Genomic DNA, 20,536 nt, shown 5'->3' with positions numbered 1-20,536 from the left:
TTTCCTATAATTTGAATCGCCTAAATTTCACATGTATTCCTATCCGGCTGCCATCTCCAGTTTTCATGTGTCGTAATCTGCATCAATTATTTTATATGGATTTATATATTCATAATGATCTAGCCTTCATAAGTATTTTATTTGGATACAGGAAGAACTCTAACCACTTCGTTTTCTTCATAATCCAAGCCGCGATAATGGGGCCTGCAAAACTGATGCCCAATCCCAGTACTACATGAATCACAGCATTTTCAATGCCGATCTTCATCAGGATAGATCTCAGCGGTGCTGCAAATAAGGTATGCATCAGGAAAATCGGCATCGTATATTTTGCAAGAAAATCCACGCCTCTGCCAAGTCCTCCTTCAAACCCCGCTGCCATCAGGATAACGGCTACACAAGCCAGCAATCCCATTGCAAAAGAAATCACACCTCCACTAATTTCCGCCTTATACGCCGCCACACTCAAAATCATAAACAACAATCCGCATATCGTTCCATGTACTTTTCTGCCCTTTAACCGCACATTAAATGCACAAATACTCATACCGAGCACAAACCAGATTTCGTTTGAGAGAACTGTTGATACTGCGTAAACGCCGTACCCCCCCCCACACTCAATGCAATGGTTTTCATAGCTATTGCTACAACTAAGCCTCCTACAGCCATCTTTACACTCTTAAAAGTTGGTGTGAGAAGGAAAATAAAGAACAATGCGTACAGATACCAGTATGGCGAAGCAGGATGAAATATCAGGGTGTCTCCCAATCCACCAATTTGATTGTTAACGCTGCTCGAAAATACCTTTTTCAGCACCCATGTAGCAGTCGTAAAAGTGGCATAGGGTACGCCGAGTGCTAAAGCTTTTTTCGTCACATTCTTGCACCAGCTACCAACACTGTTCACCTTGCTGTACTTCTGATACAGGTATCCGCTACAAATAAAGAACAGCGGCACATGAAAGTAGTAAATAGTTGTGTTGAACCACTTGTACAGATCACTTGCAGGCAGAATACTCGCCTTCGTCATACTCTGAAAGAAATGGCCTAGCACAACCAATATACAGGCAATGACTTTCACATCATCAACCCATTTTTCTCTTGTTCTTACCGCTGTCTTTTCACTCATTACTTCGTCTCCATCTGCTGTGCGATATCGGCATCCACGATTTCCTCGCCAGTCTTATGCTTCAGCTGTTCCTTGGATGCTTCACTCAGACCGTTGTTGATCACGCAGTTCATGTCGCAGGTGCTGCACTTATCCAGATCCTCTTTGGTAACTTTGCCATCACGATAATCGCGGCAGATTTTCAGCTCGTACATGCTGTACGGATGCTTAGTGAACAGAGCCTTAAACTTGTGAACCAGAACCCAGGTAGCCGGCTTCCAGATATACTTGTGCATCGCAGGACTTACGCTGCCGATCATCCAGCAGTCACGGTCGCAGCAACGAACCTTTGCACGAACTTTCTCTGCTTCCGGGCTATTCCACAGCTCGTCCCAAGTCTGGTTGTTCAGGTTGCCCATGACCTCTTTGTCCTTGGTGCCATTGCAAGGCATAACATCGCCATACGGATCGATGAAGAAGGTATCGAAACTCATGTCGCAAGGCAGCAGACGCTTCTGGCCGTAGATGTAGTTGATCAGACCGTGATTAAAGTATGCACGGAACCACTTCTTCGGGCTGTTGCTACGGAGCAGTTCGTTGACCAGATTTTCAAAGTTCTTTGCGACCATCGGACGGTCGTGGATGATGTTCTTGGCCTCAACGAAATAGAAGCTGTTGTGCAGGGAAGCGGTTGCAAACTCCATGCCCATCTCGTTGGAAATCTTGTACAGCGGAACCAGGTCAGGAGCATTCTTATCCTGAACGGTCATACCAAAACCAACATCCTTCATGCCCATTTCACGCAACTTCTTCAGTGTGCCGTAACCACGCTGGTAGCCGTTCTGCAGGCCACGAATCTCATTGTTGGTCTGCTCCAGACCCTCGATAGAGATACGAATACCGATCTGCGGGAACTCCTTACACAAATCAACGATACGATCTGTGAAGAAACCGTTCGTGGAAATAACGATACGGTCAGACTTCTTGTACAGTTCACGCACGATATCCTTCAGGTCGGTACGGATGAACGGCTCACCACCGGTGATGTTGGTAAAGTACATCTTCGGCAGCTTCTTGATGGTTTCAATGCTGATTTCTTCTTCCGGCTTGGAAGGTGCCTTATAACGGTTGCACATGGAGCAACGAGCATTGCAGCGGTAAGTGACGATAACCGTACCATTCAGTTTCTTTTCGTTATTGTTAGCCATTTTTCTAATACCTCTATCTCTCTTTTTATCTATAAACCTTCATAATTTTCTCGTAATACTCATCAATGGTATCGAAGCTGATGTTCTTGCAGTTCTTGCTATATGCTTCACACAGCTTCTTATCACCCCAGAGCTTCTCAATCTTTCTCTTCAGATCTTCGGCATTGCCACTCTCGAACAACTCACCGGTCTTGCCAACCTGAATCAGTTCCGGGATGCCACCAATATTCGCTCCCAGCACCGGCGTACCGTACATCTGGGATTCCATTACGGAGAACGGGCAGTTTTCATACCACTCAGAAGGGTAAATGGAAAACCGTGCCTCACGGATCAGCTTCTCCAGTGCCTCGCCTTTCTGGAAGCCAACGTTTTTGATGTTCTTAATACCATTTACTGTCTCTTCCAGCGGGCCAGTACCGGCGAAGATGAACTGCACATCCGGCAGTTCTTTACAGACCTTGATGAGCGTGCCGATACCCTTCTCCTCCGAGAAGCGGCCGAAGTAGAGGACGTAATCCTTCTTCGGAGTCTCTTTCCACTCCACCTTATCGATGAAGTTGTGCATTGCCACGGTCTTCGTCGCAAACAGAGGATTGCTGTCCATCTTGCTCTTCATGAACTCCGAGCAGCAGATCATGGTGTCAATGTACTCGTAGGTACCCTTCCACTTCCAGAACTCAGCCTCCATCATGCCGATGGCAGATTTTGCCGTGGAACCGTGGATGCACTTGCCTTTCATGCAGTTCACGAAATGAACACCGAGGCACTTCTCACAGTTCTGGTGAGTATTCGGATTGTTCAGCATATGGTTCGGGCAGACCAGCTGGTAGTCATGTGCCGTGAAGATAATTTTACAATCTCTTCCGATCTCCTTACGCCACTTCACGATTTCCAGAATGATGGAAGGTGTCAGCTGGTAGTTAAAATTGTTCAGGTGACAGACATCCGGCTTGAAGTCGTCCAGAACTTTTCTCAGCTGTACTCTTGCTTCCTTGCTGTAGATGGTCTTGATCGGGTAGGTCAGCTTGCTCAGTTTGCTGCCGCCGTGGAAGTCCATGTCACTTGTGTAAGCATTGACCCGGTTTCCAACGCAACGACCCTCATGTTCCATTCCGAAGTACTGAACCTCGTGTCCATGCTGCTGCAATGCTTCGCCCAGCTTAAATATGTACGTTTCTGATCCACCGTTTCGGTACAGAAATTTATTGATAATTAACGTTCTCATGTGATTTTTCCTTGTACACCATTATTCTTACTGTATTCCAACTCATATAATATATTGAAAGAATTACTATGTATTTCTCCAATAAAGCTGCATCGTTTTATCCACAACTCCGTCCCAGTCATATTTCTGACAGATAAATTCTCTTGCCTGATTTTTCATATTCTGAACAATGTCTTTGTTAACACATGCATTCTGAAGTTTTTCTTTCAAGTCCTTTACATCTGATTTTTTGAAGGCCAGAGCCTTATCTTCTACAACTTCTGTACATTCTGCTATATCTGATGTTAAACAACAATTTCCATAACTCATTGCTTCCAGCAGACTCAAAGGCATTCCCTCTAAATCTGACGGCAACGTATATATGTATGCATTGCTGTATAATTCTTCTAACATACGACCCTGAACAAATCCTGTAAAAATAATTCTCGGATCATCTTCTGCCAATTTTTTCAGTTCTTGTGAAAACTCATCTGTATCACTGGATCCTCCTGCAATCACCAGTTTTTTATCCGTGTCAACATTTTGGAAAGCTTCTATTAAATATCTGATGCCTTTTTCAGGAACAAGCCTTCCTAAAAATAAAATGTAGGAATCCTTTGTAAGCCCATATTTTTCTGTAATTAGTTCTGCTTCTCTAATTTCCGGTTTATTTACTCCATTAGGGATAAAACGTGTATTTCTGCCATAAGTTTCTTGAAAATATTCTTTAACACCTTTGCTTAATACAATAATTTCATCTGCATATTTCACAGCATTACGTTCACCCTGATGAATAAATTTCGCTCCAAATCCAGACTTCCATTTTTCACGCTGCCAATCAAGTCCATGGACAGTAACAACAACTTTTTTTCCACATATTTTCGGAATCCAGGAAAAAAAAGCCGGACCTTCCGCATGAATATGTACCACATCATACTTTCCAAATGCACAGCATAACGCAGCAAAAAAAGATGAACTGACTGCAGCTAATCCTTTTTTTTCAATAGTAGGAACTTGTTTAAGCCGTATTCCCCTATAGTTATTTTGTTTTCCAACATCATATTGTGATCCACTCACATGATGTCCTGATCTGTTATAACAGGTAACTTGGTTTCCTTTCTGTACCATTCTGGTACACAGTTCTTCTATTACAATCTCTATGCCACCTTCTCGACTTGGTACACGTTTCTGTCCCATCATGGCAATCTTTAATTGCTTTTTCATCTAAAAAATTTCCTCGTACTCTTTATTCCATTCTTTCAATCTTTCGAAGCTTTCTATTTATCACACAGATCCTTCCTTCTTCAGCACCGTCTTCACCGTCTGCAGAAGTATCTTTATATCCAACCCGAAATTCCAATTGGATATATATTCCGTATCCAATCTAACTACTTCCTCGAAATCCGTAATGTCACTCCGTCCACTAACCTGCCACATCCCGGTGATTCCCGGTTTGATAGCAATTCGTGCTCTATGATGAAGTTCATACTGTTCCAGTTCATCCTGGAGAATTGGTCTGGTTCCTACCAGGCTCATGTCACCTTTCAGGACGTTCCAGAACTGGGGGAATTCATCCAGGGAGGTTTTTCGGATGAATTCCCCTACGCCGGTTTTGTGTCGGCCGTCGGGCAGGATCTTGTTTCCGATGACGCGGGGGTCGAAGTCGAGTTTGAACATTCGGCTGTCGCTCATTTTGTTCTGGGCCATGAGTTCGGCTTTGCGTTCTTCGGCGTCCATGTACATGCTTCGGAATTTGTACATTTTGAATGGTTTGCCGTTCTGGCCGATTCTTATCTGGGAGAAGAAGATCGGGCCTGGGGAACTTATGTAGATGACCGGGCCTACGAAAATGCAGATGATCCCGGTCAGGATGCAGCCTACCAGACCGCCCAGGATATCCAGGGCTCTTTTTGCTAAAGCCTGACTGTCTGTGGCGTAGTTCATGGTAGTAGTCAGCACCGTGTATCCGCCTACTGTTTCCACCAACTGTTTCTGTCCTGGTGTGCTCTTCACTTTCGCCAGATTCAGATGAACGACCATTCCCATTTCCAGAAGTTCGTCCATGAGTTTCTGGGGATATGGATATTCCTCATCAATATTGATAAGAACCTCATCTACCCACTGCTGACAGATATAGTTGGATGCATTTGGCATGTCTGCTACTACAGGAATGCCACTGATGCTCTGTCCGGTCATATTTTCGTCGATGATCACCAGACCATTGATGTTGTAACGGTTGTAATTGTTTTTTCTTACATTTCCGATCACATCTGCCGCTATATCTTTGGTAGTGATAATGTACAGGGAATGTTCTCCACCCTCTGCCATTTTTTTGATCAGATGTTTTTTCCAGAGGATTGTCATTAAATAGGTAAAACCCATATAAAGGATTCCCATCAGATAAAGTACAATTCTGGAGAAGTTATGCCCGCCATCTACAGAAAACAGGTACAGACCTGCTGCCAGTTCAATGATGAACATATGCTTCAGACATACCAGAAACTCCTGATAATATCCTCTCCTCAGTACTCCCTTATAGAGTTCAAACAGAACGGACACACCCAGATCCATGAGCAGGATGAAAATTGCGGTGTTCCGATAGACTTTATTTTCATAGATGTTGCTGATAGTTCCGCAGCGGATCCAGTCAGCCAGCAGGAAAGCCAGGGCAATACAGCAAAGATCCAGAAAAATGAAATCTTTGTGCTTATACCAGCCTTTCGTTTTCTTTCTGTACATACGTGATTCTCCTTCTTCCTTTTTACCCCTCCCCCCGATTGAAACGGGGCTTTTAACTTTTTGATGTAATTTCCAGTCCGGCGCGGATTTCCCGGAATTTATCTCCTATGGGGATTTCCAGTCTGGCCAGACGTTTGTGCCGGTCGATCTTTCGGATCATTTTTTCTTTTCCCTGAAGGGGACCCTGTGTAATAAATGCGGTGCCGTCTTTGATGTATCCGGCGGACATTTTCATATGGTTTTCTTTTCCCAGAAAGCTCTGCAGGAGTTTCTCCTGTTCAGGTAACAGCTGAGTAGACGTCTCGGCAATGCTGCTGCAAAAGGCTTCTGTATACGGCCATTGGGCAAATGCATTCCGCAGGGTTTCTTTCTGGCTTTCTTTTATAAGGAAGTATTCCGGAAATACGGTCTTTTCCTCAATATGCCAGGAGCCCTGATATTTCTTCATGCTGTCGTATGTGGGCATGCAGATTCCTGTCCGGATGTCTTCCGGGAGGTTATCTCTGCAGAAATTCAATAGTTCTGTGGTATTCTGTCCCTGGCAGTCACACAGCAGCCACATGAAAATCCCCTCTTTCGTTTCATATTTTTTCGTAGAGTATGTTACTCTACGAAAAAAAGCTGTTAAATACTGTTTTTTATTACAGTTTCTAACAGCTTTGACGGCTTATCTGACGGCGAATAGATTTGTTAAACGGTTCATGTTTTCACGTTTTAATTCCAGGGACGGATGAACATAGCGGTTCATGGTAATGTTTACATTTGCATGTCCCAGGATCTCACTGAGACTTTTAATATCAAATCCTGCCTCTATGCAGCGGGTGGCGAAGGTATGACGCAGACAGTGGAAATTTACATTTTTTATTTCGCAGAGTTCTGTTACTTTTCGGAAACGGTTCTGCATATTCCGGGGTTCTATGTATTGAAAAGCAGTTCCTGTCAATAAATATGCATCTGCCGGCTTTTGCTGAAGCAGCAAATATTCACATAATTCCTGTGGCAGTGGAATGATGCGGATAGAGCATTGACTCTTTGGAGTGGAGATCAGGATTTTTGTTTTCTTTTCTTCATTTTCGTCTGTCTGAAGTCGCTGCATGGTCTGATGCACAAACAGAGTCTTTTCTGAGAAAGAGATGTCCTGCCATTTCAGGGCGCAAATTTCTCCGATACGCAGTCCTGTAAACATACTGATCAATATTCCTACATCTCTGCGGTCTTCGGAAGAATATAGAAAAGTATAGAGTTTTTTTTGTTCTGTCGGAGAAAGAATCCGCAGATCCTTGGGTTCCTGGCGGATTGAAAGGGATTTTCCGTTATATCCTGCAGGATTTCCTTTTTCGCTGGCATACTGCAGGATACAGCGGATCAGAGACAAGATATCGGAAACGGTCTTTGGGGATAACCCGGAATTATTTTTGCCTCCGGATGTAAGCATTCGATGGCAGAAGGTATCCATCTGCTCATAATTTAGCAACAGTATTTTCTCATTTCCCATTTCCGGGAAGATATAAGTATTTAAAAGGTTTCGGTATTTTACAATGGAAGATTCTTTTAGATGTGGCTGTCTGGATGTGATCCATTCTTCAGCTACGGTCTGAAATGTTGGAGAGGATGACAGATGTGGTTTGTTTTTAAGCCGCTCCTGACAGAGCATTTTTTCTTTCAGATCCCGGTAAGTACGGGCATATAAATATCCATATACTGTTTTTCCGGATGGCAGATGTGTTTTAATATAGCGGCCCTCCCAGCGGCCGTCCTTACGTTTGTAAATATTTTCTCCTGTTCTTGGCATGAGTGTGCTCCTCCTTATATTTGACTAGAATTTTGACGGCGATTAAATTCGATTTGTGTCGATTTTCACGTCATAAGCAAATAATAAGGCATAAAAAAAGAAGCACATATGGCTCCTTTTTAAGCATAATGCCAGAAAATCATAAAATTTTCACAGTTTTTGGGCGTAGTACTTGAATAATTTTGGCGTTTGAGGTATAATTCTCATAAATTTTGAGGCTTTAATTTTCGTAGAGTAACATACTCTGCGATATTTTTTTGCAATTTTTATGCAATTTTTCTTCCCTGTATATTTCCCCCCTCTCTGGCAAAAAAAGGAACCATCCTCCCCCAGATCACTTTCTGATCTTCCCCCGGGAATATGGTTCCTTCTTATTTATTTAATAATATTTATTTCGCAACAAAGTTCACAATCTTATTCGGTACATAGATCTCTTTTACGAGATTCTTTCCTTCCAGGAAGGATGCAACTCTTTCGTCTGCTTTGGCGATCTCGAATGCTTTTTCTTTCTCGCAGTCTGTCGGGATGACGATGGTTCCTCTTACTTTACCGTTTACCTGTACACCGATCTCTACAGTCTTGGCTACTGTTTTGCCTTCGTCGTATTCCGGCCATGGGGATACTGCCAGGAAGCCTTCTCCACCGATGAACTCCCAGATTTCCTCACAGATATGAGGTGCGAACGGGCTGAGCAGTTTGATAAAAATTGTCAGGTCATCTTTGCTTAAGTGTCCTTCTGCTGTGATCTCGTTGAGCAGTGCCATCAGGCTGGCGATGGCTGTGTTGAATTTCAGGTTTTCGATATCAGAAGAAACTTTCTTGATAGTACGGTGAAGTTTCATTTCCAGTTCATCGGAAACAGATTCTTCAGACAGAAGATCTGTGAGACCTGCAACACGGTCAAGGAATTTCTTGCAGCCTTTTACAGAGCTGTCGCTCCATGGAGTAGCTGCACCGTAGTCACCCATGAACAGTACATAGGTACGGAGGGTATCTGCACCGTATTCTTCTACGATATCCAGAGGATCTACTACGTTGCCTTTGGATTTACTCATCTTATCTCCGTCCGGTCCAAGGATCAGGCCCTGGATAGAACGTTTCGCATATGGTTCCGGTGTGTTTACTACACCCAGGTCATACAGGAAATGATGCCAGAATCTGGAGTAAATCATATGTCTGGTAACATGCTCCATACCACCGTTATACCAGTCAACAGGCATCCAGTATTTCAGTTTATCCATATCTGCCAGTGCGTTTGCATTGTGCGGATCTGTATATCTCAGGAAATACCAGGAAGATCCTGCCCACTGAGGCATGGTATCTGTCTCACGTTTCGCTGCAGCACCACATTTCGGGCATGTGCAGTTTACGAAGGAATCAATCTTCGCAAGCGGGGACTGTCCGTCTTCACCTGGTTCGAAATCTTTCACATCCGGCAGACGCAGTGGAAGCTCGTTCTCCGGAACTGCTACAACACCGCAATTCGGGCAGTGGATCAGCGGGATCGGCTCGCCCCAGTATCTCTGACGGTTGAATGCCCAGTCTTTCATCTTATACTGAACACCCGCTTTACCGATACCTTTCTTCTCCAGTTCTTCCAGCATACGCTCGATAGAGTCTGCTTTCTTTGTATATCCGTTCAGGAAATCAGAGTTTACCATCTCACCGTCACCTGTATAGGCTTCTTTGGAAATGTCTCCGCCTTTGATAACTTCGATGATATCAATGCCGAATTTCTTAGCGAAATCATAGTCACGCTGGTCATGTGCAGGCACTGCCATGATGGCACCTGTACCATAGCCCATCATTACATAGTCAGCAATATAGATCGGGATCTTCTTACCGTTAACCGGGTTGATTCCCTCAAGTCCCTGGATCTTCACACCTGTTTTATCTTTCACAAGCTGTGTTCTCTCGAACTCTGTTTTCTTCGCACATTCGTTACGGTATGCGACGATCTCGTCCATGTTTGTAACTTTATCTGCATATTTGTCAATGATCGGATGCTCCGGTGCGATTACCATGAAAGTTACACCAAAGAGGGTATCCGGTCTGGTTGTATAGATTTCAAGCTTCTCGTCGATTCCGTCAACGTCGAAGTTTACGAAAGCACCTTTGGATTTACCGATCCAGTGGATCTGCTGCTGTTTTACGTTCTCCGGATAGTCTACATCCTTCAGGCCTTCCAGAAGTTTATCTGCATACTGAGTGATTCTTAAGTACCATACATCTTTGGACTTCTGAACAACTTCGCTGTGGCAGATATCACATTTGCCGCCCTGGCTGTCCTCATTGGAAAGGACTACTTTACAGTGCGGGCAGTAGTTTACCAGAGTTCTGTCCCTGAATACGAGACCTTTCTCAAACATTTTCAGGAAGATCCACTGGGTCCATTTGTAATAGTCTTCGTCTGTTGTATCGATCACACGATTCCAGTCAAAAGAGAATCCTACTTTCTTCAGCTGGTTGGAGAATTTCTTAATATTCTCATCTGTGATGATACGTGGATGTGTTCCTGTCTTTACTGCGTAGTTCTCTGTAGGAAGGCCGAATGCATCAAATCCGATTGGGAAAAGTACATTGTATCCCTCCATACGACGTTTTCTGGAAATAACTTCCAAACTGGAATATGCTTTGATATGTCCTACGTGCATTCCTGCACCGCTTGGATATGGAAACTCTACAAGGCCATAGAATTTAGGTTTATCACTGTTGTCTTTGGCTTCGAAGATTTTACTTTCTTCCCATTTCGCCTGCCACTTAGGCTCGATCTTTTTAAACAAGTATTTCATTTCTATGCTTCCTCCAACATTTGTTGTATCTAAGGATTCATTTTAATTCAATGGCCGTGGTTTGTCAATGTAACCTTTCGCAGTATTGGCTGTTTTTGCGGTAAAAAGGGCACTTTTTTCGGATTTTCCAGGAAAATCCCTGCTTTTGGGCACTCTCCTGCATGACAGGACAAAGAGACAGGACATTCCACATTTCTGCAAAATGTCCTGTCCTTCCTGCTTCATGATATATTATTTCTTAATTCATAGCGCTGACATAAATTACTGCTCTATCAGTAATTTTCTGTAATTATTCTTCCACATTATCCACCTTGCTTGCTCTTGCTTCGATCTCTTTCGCCTGGATGTCGTTCGGAGCCTGCTCATAGCGTGCGAATTCATAGGAGAAATCTCCGCTTCCGCCTGTCATGGAGCGCAGGTCTGTGGAATATCCGTAAATCTCAAGCTGAGGTACATCTGCTTCGATAATGGTATTGCCCTGATGATCCGGAGTCATGCCAAGAACACGACCACGACGCTTGTTCAGGTCACCCATAACATCACCGGTGTATTTATCCGGGACTGTTACTTTCATGGATACGATCGGCTCTAAGAGTACAGGGGATGCATCCATGAAACCTTTCTTAAATGCAAGGATGGTTGCCATCTTAAATGCCATTTCTGAGGAGTCTACCGGATGATAGGATCCATCATACAGAGTTGCTTTCACGCCGACTACAGGATATGCAGCCAGAGGTCCTTTTAATACGCATTCCTGCAGACCTTTCTCAACTGCCGGGAAGTAGTTCTTCGGAACTGCACCGCCTACTACAACCTGCTCGAATACATAAGGTGTCTCCAGATCACCGGATGGCTCGAAGCGCATCTTAACATGTCCGTACTGTCCATGTCCACCGGACTGTTTCTTATGTTTACCTTCCACATCTGAGTTCTTACGGATGGTCTCACGGAACGGAACCTTCGGCTTGCTCAGTTCTACGTCTACTTTATAGCGTTCTTTTAATTTATTCACGACAATATCCAGATGCTGGTCGCCGATACCATAGATAAGGCTCTGACGGTTGGCACTGTCATTTACTACGCGGAGTGTCTTATCTTCACTCATCATCTTGGCCAGTGCCTGGGAAATCTTATCTTCATCACCTTTCTTTACTGCTTTGAATCTCTTGCAGGTATAAGGTGTGGAAATTACAGATTTCGCATAAACGATCGGGTTTGCCTTTGTTGCAAGGCTGTCACCTGTCTGTACACTGTTTAATTTCGCAATGGCACCGATATCACCGGCATGAAGTTCAGGAACTTCGATTGGTTTGGAGCCTTCCAGTACATATAATTTATTCAGACGTTCTTCTTCGCCTTTCTCTACATTTAATAAAGCATCGTCGGATTTGATAACACCGGAGCATACTTTAATGAGAGAATATTTGCCCAGGAACGGGTCTGCGATGGTTTTCCATACATATGCGGATTTTACTTTCGTGAAGTCATAGTTTGCTTCGAAGATCTCGTTGGTCTTCTGAGCGATTCCGTTACATGCACGTTTGTCCGGGCTTGGAAAATATCCGCAGATATCATCCAGTAAATTGGATACACCGCGAAGATTGATCGGTGAACCCATGCATACAGGTACGATAGATGCTTCCTGTACGTTCATGGCAAGTGCTGCGGAAACCTCTGTTACGGAGAAAGTATCTCCCTCGAAATAACGGTCCATGAATTCCTCGCTGGTCTCTGCTACAGATTCCATCAGGATATCATGATATTTCTCCAGATATTCATCCAGGTATTCAGGAATCTCGCATTCCTCTTTCTTACCTTTATCTATGTATTTACGTCCAGCCTGTTTTACAACGTTTACATATCCTACAAATTTACCGTCTTCACGGATCGGGAAGTGAAGCGGTGCGATCCTCTTGCCATAGAGTTCTGTGAGCTGTTCTACAACTTTACGGTAGCTGACATCATCTACGTCCATATCTGTAACGAAGATCATTCTCGGAAGTTTATATTTCTCACATAAATTCCATGCTTTCTGTGTTCCAACCTGAACGCCTGCTTTACCGGAAACTACAATGATCGCTGCATCTGCTGCGCTTACTGCTTCTTCTACTTCGCCTACGAAATCGAAATATCCGGGAGTATCCAGCACATTGATCTTCATCTTATCCCATGGTACCGGGATCAATGTGGTAGAAATGGAAAAATGTCTCTTAATCTCTTCTTTGTCATAATCGCTGACTGTATTTCCGTCCTCTACTCTTCCGAGACGGTTAGTCATTCCTGATAAGTAAGCCATTGCCTCTGCCAGTGTAGTCTTGCCAGCGCCCCCATGACCTAAAAGGACTACATTTCTGATTCGGTCAGTTCTAAATACATCCATGTTGCGTACCTCCCTGTTTGTCTGTTAATTGCTACTGTTCACTTCGTTCACAGTAACTTATTATGCTGCCTGTAACGTCCGCAGCAACGATATGGTTATATATTACTAAATTTTTTTATATTTTTCAAGTATTTTATGAAATTTTAACATCTTTTTTTGTGAACTTCTTGTAATTTCATGAGCATTTTATATATTTTCAGTATTTTCCTTTGTTTTTAACTATGTATTTTATCTTATTTTACAAAAAATCCTTTCAGTGGGATTTCGCTTTTCCGCTTTAAATTATTTATGTACAAAAGTATTCCTATGAATTGACTTTTCATATCATATCCTTTAAAATAGTAAATTATGAAATTACAGTAACTGAAAGGATGCAAAAACCACTATGAAAACTATCGGTTTTATCGGTCTCGGACTGATTGGCGGATCAATTGCCAGGGCCATCCGGAAATACCACGAAGATTACCATATCCTTGCCTATGACAGGGACAGGGAAACACTTGCCACAGCAGTCAGCAGCAATATGATCGACGCAGTGTGTGAAGAACAGGATGAACGGTTTAAGAAATGTGATTATATTTTCCTGTGCGCACCGGTTGAATTTAATGTGAAATATCTGGAATATTTCAAGGAGAATATCGGTCCTGACACCATCATCACAGATGTCGGCAGTGTGAAGGGCATTATCCATAAAGAAGTGGAGCGTCTGGGAATGGAGTCATGTTTCATCGGCGGTCATCCCATGGCAGGTTCTGAGAAGACCGGTTTCGAATCTTCCAGTGACCGTCTGATCGAGAATGCCTACTATATCATCACTCCCGGCGGCGAGGTGCCTCTGGAGAAGCTGACAGATTTCACAGAGATGATTTCTTCCCTGGGTGCTATCCCTATGGTTCTTACCAGCGAAGAACACGACTTCATCACTGCCGGAGTCAGTCATCTGCCTCATATCATCGCTTCTGCGCTGGTAAATCTGGTCAACATGTTAGACAGTGACCAGGAATATATGAAAACTATTGCAGCGGGAGGTTTCCGCGATATTACGCGTATTGCCTCTTCTTCTCCTGTTATGTGGGAGCAGATCTGTGTGGAAAATAATCAGAATATTTCCAATGTACTGGACGATTATATCCGCCTCCTGATCCAGATCCGCTGCTTCGTGGATAACAAGGATTCCAAGAGCCTGTATCAGATGTTTGCAAGTTCCAGGGATTACCGTGATTCTATCGATGTAGTAGACAACGGACTTCTGAAGAAAGCTTATGTCCTGTATCTGGACATTGCCGATGAGGCCGGTGGTATCGCTACTATCGCAACGATCCTGGCCATGGAGAAGATCAGTATCAAGAATATCGGTATCATTCACAACCGTGAATTCGAGGAAGGTGTTCTGAAGATTGAATTCTATGATGGCACCTCTATGGAAAAGGGTGCCGCACTTCTCAGAAAGAGAAATTATATCGTTTACGAGCGTTAAATAACTTTAAGAACAGGCAGGAATCAAACATGGAAATAAAAAAGCAGACACATCTGTCAGGAGAGCTGACTGTACCGGGGGACAAGTCCATTTCCCACCGTGCAGTTATGTTTGGCTCTCTTGCACAGGGTACTACCAGGATCACACATTTTCTGGAGGGAGCAGACTGTCTCTCTACCATCTCCTGTTTCCGGAAAATGGGAATTGATATTGAAAGAAATGCTTCAGAAATTCTGGTTCATGGCAAGGGACTTCACGGACTGAGCACTCCGTCCGGAGTTCTGGATGTGGGAAACAGTGGAACTACCACAAGACTGATCTCCGGAATCCTGGCCGGGCAGTCTTTTACCAGTGAATTAAACGGTGATGCTTCTATCCAGTCCCGTCCTATGAAGAGAATCATGACTCCTCTTCTCTCTATGGGTGCTGATATCGTAAGTCTGAAAGACAACAGCTGTGCACCTTTACGTATTACAGGGAAACCTTTACATGCCACACATTATCAGTCACCGGTGGCTTCTGCACAGGTAAAATCCTGTGTACTTCTGGCAGGTATGTATGCAGATGGTGTCACCAAAGTCACAGAGCCGGTGCTTTCCAGAAATCATACGGAGATCATGCTGAATTATTTCGGTGCAAATGTAACTTCTCAGGGTACAACCGCTTCCATCGAACCGGAGCCTGTACTGAACGGCCGGGAGATCAAAGTTCCGGGAGATATTTCTTCTGCTGCTTATTTTATTGCAGCGGGACTTCTTACACCCGGAAGTGAGATCCTTCTTAAGAATGTAGGCATCAACCCTACCAGGGATGGAATGCTTCGTGTATGCAGGGCTATGGGAGCTGATATCACTTTACTTAACGCCAGCGCAGAAGGGGAGCCTACTGCAGATCTGCTGATCCGCACAAGCAGCCTCCACGGAACTACTGTTGAGGGCGAGATTATCCCCACACTGATCGATGAGATCCCGATGATTGCAGTGATGGCGGCTTTCGCAGAAGGAACTACTGTGATCAAAGACGCGCAGGAACTGAAGGTAAAAGAATCCGACCGTATCGCTGTGGTAACAGAAGGGCTGAAACGTATGGGTGCCGATATCCAGCCAACAGATGACGGAATGATCATCCATGGCGGCAGACCCCTTCATGGTGCAGAGATCAATTCTTATCTGGATCATCGTATCGCCATGTCTTTCGCTGTGGCAGGAACCATCTGTGACGGAACACTTACTATCAAAGACGGAGACTGCGTAAAGATCTCCTATCCTGAATTTTATGAAGACCTGTATTCTCTTGATAAATAAAACATTACCGACCAGAAATGCTGCAGGATGATTCTCTCCTGTAGCATAAAATCCCCCATAAGACAGTTATATTCTATACTATCTTACGGGGGATTTCTGTTGTTTCTATTATTCTATACAGACAACTTCCAGATAATCGCTCTCTCCTGCTGCCTCTTCCATCACCTCAACCATATGTTCCATAGCATCCAGAAGATCATCATCTGCCACCTGTGACATATCTATGGTGATCTTCGTATCATCACTTAATTCTGTAAGCGCATCATAAAGGCCACCGACATCTCCTGCTTCCAGTCCAAGTTCTTCCTTCAGATACTCCCAGACATCCTCTGCTTTATCAAATTCTTCACCGTTCACATATACTTCCTGCATATTTTTCTCCTCCTTCGCACACAATATACTTATGATTCATGCAGTTTGTTTTTTTTGAGATACTTGAGAATTTTTATCCACTATCCTCTTTTCATCTTATCTCAAATAGTATATAATTTATAACTGTAATTTTCACGGTGAGTATATCATACTGATATGCAATTTACCAGAGAGGAGCTATTATTTTATGAAAATTTTATTTTACGGCACAAAAAACTACGACGAGGAATTTTTCGAAAAGCTTCTTCCCTCTTATCCGGGTATAGAGATCAAATTTACAGAAGCCAACATTCACGAAGAGACCGCTTCCCTTGCCAGAGGCTATGAGGCAATCTGTGCGTTCGTTAATGCAGATCTGGGTACTCAGGTAATCAAAGAGCTGAATGAACAGGGTGTCAAACTGATCCTTATGCGCTGCGCAGGTTATAACAATGTAGACCTGAAAACAGCTCACAAATACGGCATGAAGGTTCTCCGTGTTCCGGGATATTCTCCGGAAGCAGTTGCGGAACATGCAATGGCTCTTGCACTTACAGCCAACCGCCATACTCATAAAGCTTATATCAAATGCCGCGAGAATAACTTCGCATTAAGCGGTCTGATGGGCGTAAACTTCTACCAGAAAACTGCAGGTATCATCGGAACCGGTAAGATTGGCCAGGCTATGGCAAAGATCTGCAAAGGCTTCGGTATGAGAGTGATCGCCTATGACCTTTTCCCAAATAAAAGCCTGGATTATCTGGAATATGTTTCCCTGGATGAGCTTCTGGCAACCAGTGATCTCATCAGTCTTCACTGCCCGCTGACAGAGGAAACCCAGCACATCATCAATGAAGAAACTATCGCCAAAATGAAAGATGGAGTAATCCTTGTAAATACTTCCCGCGGCGGCCTGATCAAGACAGATGATCTGATCTCCGGTATCCGTGACCACAAATTCTTCGCAGTTGGCCTGGATGTTTATGAAGAGGAAACTGACTTCGTATTCGAGGATATGTCTGAACGTATCCTGCAAAGCTCCATTACCCAGCGTCTTCTGTCTTTCCCGAATGTTGTCATGACTTCCCACCAGGGATTCTTCACCAGAGAGGCTCTCACAAATATCGCAGAGACTACCATGGAGAATGCGAAAGCATTCATGAACGGCGAGCAACTGGTAAATGAAGTACTTTCATAATTTTTAAACGGATAAAATCATCTGTTTCGCTGCTTACTCATAAACAGAGAACTACTCGCAGTCTGGTTAAATAAGCAAACGGAAGACCACGGTGCATCAGTATGTGCCGTGTCTTCCGTTTTTATTATGCTGTTCTTTCTCTATATACGTTATTTGCTGCTGTTTTTCGTTGTGCTCTTATTTACATTTTTATTTGTAGTATTTTTACCTTCAGTATTTTTATCTGTGTTCTTCTTATTATCCTGCGCACTATCCTGTGTATCTTCCTGTGCATCATCTTCTGACGGTTCGTCAATGGCTTCCATATCATCATCTGAAGTGTCTGCATCCATAGCATCCAGTTCTTCCTCTGTGAGAGGCTCCAGATCATCGGAAAATACTTCTTTGTTATTAATATCATCTTCTGCCATCTTGCCGCATCCTGCGAAGGCTGTAGCTCCCAGAATCATGCCTGTAAGCAGTAAAATTCTGAATTTTTTCATATTCTGATTCTCCTTTTTTAGTTCTCCTTATAACCATTTCTGAGAAGAGCGATTTCTCTCGCCCATCCCTCATCGTCATTGGGCGTTTCCAGAATAAACGGGATTCCCCTGACTGCCGGATGATTGATCACGCGAAGCAGGGCTTCCAGACCAATCTCTCCCTCTCCGATCCGCGCATGACGGTCTTTATGACTGCCAAGACCGTTCATACTATCATTTAGATGGATAGCCTTTAACCGTTCCAGGCCGATCACCTGGTCAAATTCTTTCAGCACGCCATCCAGATCATTCACAATATCATAGCCGCCATCCCACACATGACAGGTATCCAGACAGATTCCCAGCTTCTCCTTACATTCTACCCGGTCAATGATCTGCCTCAGTTCCTGGAAATTCCGTCCTACCTCAGAGCCCTTTCCTGACATGGTTTCCAGCAGTACCGTTGTGCTCTGTTCTCTCGTCAGAACTTCGTTCAGGATCTCTGAGATCTTCTTAATGCCGGTTTCTGCTCCCTGACCTACATGACTGCCGGGATGAAAATTGTAATAGTTTCCCGGTGTATATTCCATGCGTTTCAGATCATCTGACATGGTCTCCCTGGCAAAATCTCTCAGATTCTCTTTGGCTGCACAGCAATTCATGGTATACGGTGCATGTGCTACCAGTTTTCCAAACTCATTCTCCCTGGCAAGCTCCAGAAACTTCTCTACATCAGATGGATCAATCTCTTTCGCTTTCCCACCTCTGGGATTCCGGGTAAAAAAAGCAAAGGTATTTCCGCCGTTTTTCAGCATCTGCCACCCCATGGCTGCATAACCCTTGGATGAACTTGTATGATTCCCTATATATAACATATTCTTTTCCTCTATTTGTAATATTTATGTAACCTTTTGAAATATTATTATAACAAAAATCTTATTTTATGAAAAGAGTTATTTGTTGACGATTCTGTGAATTCTCTTTATACTTGTTAGTGTGTGTACAATATTTTCTGCATTGATCCGCAAATCGGAAAGATCATCCGGGATTTCTGCAGAGAATGAACATTTCATACTATAAAGAAAGTGAGTACTTTATGGCAATACATAAGAAAGATCCCCGCAACCGTTCTGCAGCAACGCGTAAGCGGGAATTGTATAAGAAATCACGGTATTACCAGGAATCACGGCAGAAGCTGTATATTGCAGGCGGGATCGGCGCCTTTATCCTGGTGTTTATTCTGATCCTGGCGGGTATCCGCGGATGCAGTAATTACAGAAATTCCAAAGCAGCCGAAAAGGCCGCTGCTCAGGACGCGGTATCTATGAATGTAAACAGCGAAACTTCTTCCGAATCTGCAGATGCTGTTGTCACGGATCCGGTTTCTCTAACTTTAAGTGTGGTAGGAGACTGTACTCTGGGTACAGATGAGACTTTTGACTATGATACCAGCCTGAATGCTTATTATGAAAACTACGGCTCCGCTTATTTCCTTCAGAATGTAAAAAGCATTTTTTCACAGGATGATCTGACCATTGCCAATTTCGAGGGAACTTTGACCGAATCCGACGCAAGGGAGGATAAAACTTTTGCATTTAAGGGACCTGCTTCTTTTACCTCCATCCTTACAGATGGTTCTGTGGAAGCGGTAAATACAGCCAATAACCACAGTCATGATTACGGAGATCAGAGCTACGAAGATACCATGACCGCGCTGGATGCGGCAGGGATCGTACATTTCGGTTATGATAAGACCGCTGTTATGGATGTGAAAGGGATTAAAGTAGGGATGGTCGGCATTTACGAGCTGAAAGATCATCTGGAGCGAGAACAGCAGTTAAAGGATAATATCGCGAAAGTAAAAGCCGATGGTGCCCAGCTGATCGTGGTGATCTTCCACTGGGGAAATGAAACAGAGACCGTTCCGGACAGTAATCAGACTACTCTGGGACGTCTGGCAATCGATGAAGGTGCAGATCTGGTATGTGGACATCATCCTCATGTTCTGCAGGGAATCGAGACCTACAAAGGCAAAAATATCATCTACAGTCTGGGAAATTTCTGTTTCGGCGGAAACAGTTCTCCAAGTGATATGGACACTATGATCTACCAGCAGACGTTTACCATTACTTCAGAGGGAGTACAGGCAGATAATGTGACCAATGTGATCCCCTGTTCCATTTCTTCGGCTGCTTACGAAGGATATAATAATTATCAGCCAACTCCGGCTGAGGGAGACGAAGCAGCCCGAATCCTGGCGAAGATCAATGAAAGAAGTGCGGATATTCAGACTGCAGAGGGAACTACTTTTACAGCAGTTTATAATAATGCTACCAGTTCTTCAGACAGTAGTTCCGCAGATACTGCAGATATTGATACCGGAAGCGAAACTTCGGATGACAGTTCCAATATTGACACCGGAGATGATTCAGAAGAATAAAGAAGCCTTCAACGACATAAAAAATCCCGGATAAACCTGAAACATTTGCAAAATGTTCCAGCAGCTTATCCGGGTATTTTTAT

General features: G+C 43.7%; 17 protein-coding genes. 4 read left to right on the top strand and 13 right to left on the bottom strand.

What is annotated here, in order from left to right; all coding sequences use genetic code 11:
• Positions 1 to 109: 109 nt before the first annotated feature.
• From R8695_RS06440 to R8695_RS06395, 10 genes are all read right to left on the bottom strand, one after another.
• Entirely contained in the window at positions 110 to 547 is a 438-nt protein-coding gene (locus R8695_RS06440; protein ID WP_154780041.1) for a hypothetical protein, read from the bottom strand.
• On the bottom strand, positions 544 to 1,128 hold the full coding sequence (locus tag R8695_RS06435; protein WP_154780042.1) for an acyltransferase family protein: 585 nt from the start codon (positions 1,126 to 1,128) through the stop codon (positions 544 to 546). The genes R8695_RS06440 and R8695_RS06435 overlap by 4 nt, the downstream gene beginning before the upstream one ends.
• On the bottom strand, positions 1,128 to 2,315 hold the full coding sequence (locus R8695_RS06430; protein WP_055247114.1) for a radical SAM protein: 1,188 nt from the start codon (positions 2,313 to 2,315) through the stop codon (positions 1,128 to 1,130). The genes R8695_RS06435 and R8695_RS06430 overlap by 1 nt, the downstream gene beginning before the upstream one ends.
• 25 nt (positions 2,316 to 2,340) lie before the next feature.
• Positions 2,341 to 3,540, bottom strand: a complete 1,200-nt coding sequence (locus R8695_RS06425) for a glycosyltransferase (RefSeq protein WP_154780043.1) — start codon at positions 3,538 to 3,540, stop codon at positions 2,341 to 2,343.
• Between the two features lie 66 nt (positions 3,541 to 3,606).
• A complete protein-coding gene (locus tag R8695_RS06420) occupies positions 3,607 to 4,743 on the bottom strand; it encodes a glycosyltransferase family 4 protein (protein ID WP_154780044.1) in 1,137 nt (378 codons plus the stop codon).
• Between the two features lie 60 nt (positions 4,744 to 4,803).
• On the bottom strand, positions 4,804 to 6,258 hold the full coding sequence (locus tag R8695_RS06415; protein ID WP_154780045.1) for a sugar transferase: 1,455 nt from the start codon (positions 6,256 to 6,258) through the stop codon (positions 4,804 to 4,806).
• Positions 6,259 to 6,310: 52 nt separating this feature from the next.
• Complete coding sequence (locus R8695_RS06410) at positions 6,311 to 6,820, bottom strand: hypothetical protein (RefSeq protein WP_154780046.1); 510 nt, start codon at positions 6,818 to 6,820, stop codon at positions 6,311 to 6,313.
• A 105-nt stretch (positions 6,821 to 6,925) separates the two neighbouring features.
• Positions 6,926 to 8,050: a tyrosine-type recombinase/integrase gene (locus R8695_RS06405; RefSeq protein ID WP_154780047.1), complete on the bottom strand. Its 1,125-nt coding sequence runs from the start codon at positions 8,048 to 8,050 to the stop codon at positions 6,926 to 6,928.
• 389 nt (positions 8,051 to 8,439) lie between these two features.
• Positions 8,440 to 10,842 carry a leucine--tRNA ligase gene (gene leuS, locus R8695_RS06400; protein WP_154780048.1) on the bottom strand — a complete coding sequence of 801 codons (2,403 nt, stop codon included), beginning with the start codon at positions 10,840 to 10,842 and terminating at the stop codon, positions 8,440 to 8,442.
• Between the two features lie 289 nt (positions 10,843 to 11,131).
• Complete coding sequence (locus R8695_RS06395) at positions 11,132 to 13,222, bottom strand: elongation factor G (protein WP_154780049.1); 2,091 nt, start codon at positions 13,220 to 13,222, stop codon at positions 11,132 to 11,134.
• A gap of 385 nt (positions 13,223 to 13,607) precedes the next feature.
• On the opposite strand from R8695_RS06395, the gene R8695_RS06390 reads away from it, so the two are divergent.
• Positions 13,608 to 14,699 carry a prephenate dehydrogenase gene (locus R8695_RS06390; RefSeq protein WP_118509612.1) on the top strand — a complete coding sequence of 364 codons (1,092 nt, stop codon included), beginning with the start codon at positions 13,608 to 13,610 and terminating at the stop codon, positions 14,697 to 14,699.
• A 29-nt stretch (positions 14,700 to 14,728) separates the two neighbouring features.
• Positions 14,729 to 16,003 carry a 3-phosphoshikimate 1-carboxyvinyltransferase gene (gene aroA / locus R8695_RS06385; RefSeq protein WP_154780050.1) on the top strand — a complete coding sequence of 425 codons (1,275 nt, stop codon included), beginning with the start codon at positions 14,729 to 14,731 and terminating at the stop codon, positions 16,001 to 16,003.
• Between the two features lie 108 nt (positions 16,004 to 16,111).
• On the opposite strand, the gene R8695_RS06380 is transcribed toward aroA, so the two are convergent.
• The gene (locus R8695_RS06380; RefSeq protein WP_118509610.1) at positions 16,112 to 16,375 is read right to left on the bottom strand and encodes a barstar family protein; all 264 of its coding nucleotides are present in this window, start codon (positions 16,373 to 16,375) and stop codon (positions 16,112 to 16,114) included.
• A 187-nt stretch (positions 16,376 to 16,562) separates the two neighbouring features.
• Here R8695_RS06380 and R8695_RS06375 point away from each other — a divergent pair, with 187 nt between their 5' ends.
• Positions 16,563 to 17,552 (top strand): 2-hydroxyacid dehydrogenase, encoded by a 990-nt coding sequence (locus R8695_RS06375; protein ID WP_118509609.1) that lies wholly within the window; start codon positions 16,563 to 16,565, stop codon positions 17,550 to 17,552.
• A gap of 149 nt (positions 17,553 to 17,701) precedes the next feature.
• On the opposite strand, the gene R8695_RS06370 is transcribed toward R8695_RS06375, so the two are convergent.
• Both R8695_RS06370 and R8695_RS06365 read right to left on the bottom strand, forming a co-directional pair.
• On the bottom strand, positions 17,702 to 18,034 hold the full coding sequence (locus tag R8695_RS06370; protein ID WP_118509608.1) for a hypothetical protein: 333 nt from the start codon (positions 18,032 to 18,034) through the stop codon (positions 17,702 to 17,704).
• A gap of 17 nt (positions 18,035 to 18,051) precedes the next feature.
• Complete coding sequence (locus R8695_RS06365) at positions 18,052 to 18,888, bottom strand: deoxyribonuclease IV (protein ID WP_118509607.1); 837 nt, start codon at positions 18,886 to 18,888, stop codon at positions 18,052 to 18,054.
• A gap of 221 nt (positions 18,889 to 19,109) precedes the next feature.
• Between R8695_RS06365 and R8695_RS06360 the strand changes: the two genes are divergently transcribed.
• Entirely contained in the window at positions 19,110 to 20,453 is a 1,344-nt protein-coding gene (locus R8695_RS06360) for a CapA family protein (protein ID WP_154780051.1), read from the top strand.
• Positions 20,454 to 20,536 lie beyond the last annotated feature (83 nt).

It is taken from the genome of Blautia luti, from assembly GCF_033096465.1.
In the GTDB taxonomy this organism is placed as follows: Bacteria; Bacillota; Clostridia; order Lachnospirales; family Lachnospiraceae; genus Blautia_A; species Blautia_A luti.
This window is presented reverse-complemented; position numbering and strand designations above follow the sequence as displayed.

Excerpts from the sequence above, each read along its gene's own strand:
- R8695_RS06440 (WP_154780041.1), bottom strand. The coding sequence starts at position 547 with ATGAGTATTTGTGCATTTAATGTGCGGTTAAAGGGCAGAAAAGTACAT.
- R8695_RS06435 (WP_154780042.1), bottom strand. The coding sequence starts at position 1,128 with ATGAGTGAAAAGACAGCGGTAAGAACAAGAGAAAAATGGGTTGATGAT.
- R8695_RS06430 (WP_055247114.1), bottom strand. The coding sequence starts at position 2,315 with ATGGCTAACAATAACGAAAAGAAACTGAATGGTACGGTTATCGTCACT.
- R8695_RS06425 (WP_154780043.1), bottom strand. The coding sequence starts at position 3,540 with ATGAGAACGTTAATTATCAATAAATTTCTGTACCGAAACGGTGGATCA.
- R8695_RS06420 (WP_154780044.1), bottom strand. The coding sequence starts at position 4,743 with ATGAAAAAGCAATTAAAGATTGCCATGATGGGACAGAAACGTGTACCA.
- R8695_RS06415 (WP_154780045.1), bottom strand. The coding sequence starts at position 6,258 with ATGTACAGAAAGAAAACGAAAGGCTGGTATAAGCACAAAGATTTCATT.
- R8695_RS06410 (WP_154780046.1), bottom strand. The coding sequence starts at position 6,820 with ATGTGGCTGCTGTGTGACTGCCAGGGACAGAATACCACAGAACTATTG.
- R8695_RS06405 (WP_154780047.1), bottom strand. The coding sequence starts at position 8,050 with ATGCCAAGAACAGGAGAAAATATTTACAAACGTAAGGACGGCCGCTGG.
- leuS (WP_154780048.1), bottom strand. The coding sequence starts at position 10,842 with ATGAAATACTTGTTTAAAAAGATCGAGCCTAAGTGGCAGGCGAAATGG.
- R8695_RS06395 (WP_154780049.1), bottom strand. The coding sequence starts at position 13,222 with ATGGATGTATTTAGAACTGACCGAATCAGAAATGTAGTCCTTTTAGGT.
- R8695_RS06390 (WP_118509612.1), top strand. The coding sequence starts at position 13,608 with ATGAAAACTATCGGTTTTATCGGTCTCGGACTGATTGGCGGATCAATT.
- aroA (WP_154780050.1), top strand. The coding sequence starts at position 14,729 with ATGGAAATAAAAAAGCAGACACATCTGTCAGGAGAGCTGACTGTACCG.
- R8695_RS06380 (WP_118509610.1), bottom strand. The coding sequence starts at position 16,375 with ATGCAGGAAGTATATGTGAACGGTGAAGAATTTGATAAAGCAGAGGAT.
- R8695_RS06375 (WP_118509609.1), top strand. The coding sequence starts at position 16,563 with ATGAAAATTTTATTTTACGGCACAAAAAACTACGACGAGGAATTTTTC.
- R8695_RS06370 (WP_118509608.1), bottom strand. The coding sequence starts at position 18,034 with ATGAAAAAATTCAGAATTTTACTGCTTACAGGCATGATTCTGGGAGCT.
- R8695_RS06365 (WP_118509607.1), bottom strand. The coding sequence starts at position 18,888 with ATGTTATATATAGGGAATCATACAAGTTCATCCAAGGGTTATGCAGCC.
- R8695_RS06360 (WP_154780051.1), top strand. The coding sequence starts at position 19,110 with ATGGCAATACATAAGAAAGATCCCCGCAACCGTTCTGCAGCAACGCGT.